This is a genomic window from Cobetia sp. (genome assembly GCF_983723665.1).
The window spans coordinates 16,813-18,493 of record NZ_CFDJES010000060.1; the positions used below are offsets into that span (position 1 = coordinate 16,813).

At 62.9% G+C, this 1,681-nt stretch carries 1 protein-coding gene and 1 pseudogene; both read left to right on the forward strand.

Translation table 11 applies throughout. The features are described 5' to 3' along the window. A partial coding sequence (locus tag AC4FAH_RS07995; protein ID WP_490245869.1) for a GMC family oxidoreductase occupies nt 1-1,335 on the forward strand: 1,335 nt, incomplete at its 5' end. Nucleotides 1,336-1,337: 2 nt separating this feature from the next. Further along, nucleotides 1,338-1,681 (forward strand): annotated as a pseudogene (locus tag AC4FAH_RS08000) (c-type cytochrome); the annotation flags it as partial.

The window sequence follows — 1,681 nt, forward strand, 5'->3', positions numbered from 1 at the left end:
GACGCCCAGTACATTCGTGCCGTCGGCGGCACTACCTGGCACTGGGCGGCGTCTGCCTGGCGTTTTCTGCCCAGCGATTTCGTGCTCAAGAGCGAGTATGGCGTCGGGCGCGACTGGCCGATCGGCTATGACGACCTGGAAGACTATTACTTCCGTGCCGAGGTCGCGCTGGGTGTCTGGGGGCCGAATGATGTCGATCTCGGCAGCCCGCGCAGCGCAGAGTATCCGATGGCACCGCTGCCGCTGTCGTGGAATGAGCGGCGGGTCAGCGAGCGCATCAATCCCCACGGCTTTGACATGGTCACCGAGCCGGTGGCGCGCAACAGCCGCCCCTATGATGAGCGCCCGACCTGCTGCGGCAACAACAACTGCATGCCTATCTGCCCGATCGGTGCGATGTATTCCGGCATCATCCATGTCGAGAAGGCCGAACGTGCCGGTGCCAGACTGATCGACAATGCCATCGTGCATCATCTGGAAAGCGACGCCAGCGGCAAGATTCGCGAGGTGCGCTATCTGGACCCCGACGGCAAGCAGCATCGCCTGAGCGCGGCGCGAGTGGTGCTGGCGGCTAATGGCATCGAGACGCCCAAGCTGATGCAGATGTCGGTCAACGCCCATACCCCCGATGGGGTGGGTAACCAGAACGACATGGTCGGCCGGCATCTCATGGACCATCCCGGTACCGGGGTGAGCTTTCTGGCCGATGAGCCACTGTGGGCCGGGCGTGGCCCTCAGGAGATGACCTCGATCATCACCTGGCGCGACGGCGACTTCCGCAAGGACTTCGCGTCCAAGAAGCTGCACCTGTCCAACATTGCCCGCACGCAGCAGATGACCACGGAGGTGCTGTCGGAAACACCGCTCAGGCTCGGCGCGGATCTGCAGGCGCAGATCGATAATCGCGCCAGCCGCTATGTGCAGTTCGACAGCTTCCACGAGCTGTTGCCAGAGGCCGCCAATCGCATCACGCCGTCAAAAAAACGTGACGCTCTCGGCCTGCCACGCCCGGAATTCCGTTATGCTATCGATGATTACGTCAAGCGCAGCGCCGCGCATACCCGTGAACAATATGCGCGTATCGCTCAGCTGATGGGAGGCACCGACATCGCGTTCCGTGATGAGTTCTCCAACAACCAGCATATCTGCGGTACGACCCTGATGGGAGACAACCCCAAAGACTCCGTGGTGGATCGCGATTGCCGAGTGCATGGCCATGACAACCTGTTTGTCGCCAGCTCCGGCAGCATGCCCACCGTCGGGTCGGTCAATTGCACCCTGACCATCGCGGCGTTGTCTCTGCGTATTGCCGATCTGCTCGAACAGGAAATATAAGCATGGTCCCGCACGTCCGTACTGCTGGCACCCGTGATGCCATTGATGAGAAAGGTCGCGGTGCCCGCCCGATCCTTCGCCCCGCACGCCTGACCCGTGCCGTCCGCCTGGCCGCCATTGCGGGCACCAGTGCCATGTTGCTCAGCGCCTGCGGCAGCGGCGAGGATGAGCACGCCAGACAGGTACAAGCCGACAAGGCCGCCACCGATGACCCCGCGCTGATCGAGAAGGGCCTGTACATGGCGCGCGCCAGTGATTGCGCGGCCTGTCACAGCACCGAGGACGGCGATGAATATGCCGGTGGCCTCGGCTTCGAGACGCCGGTGGGCGAGATCTACGCCACCAA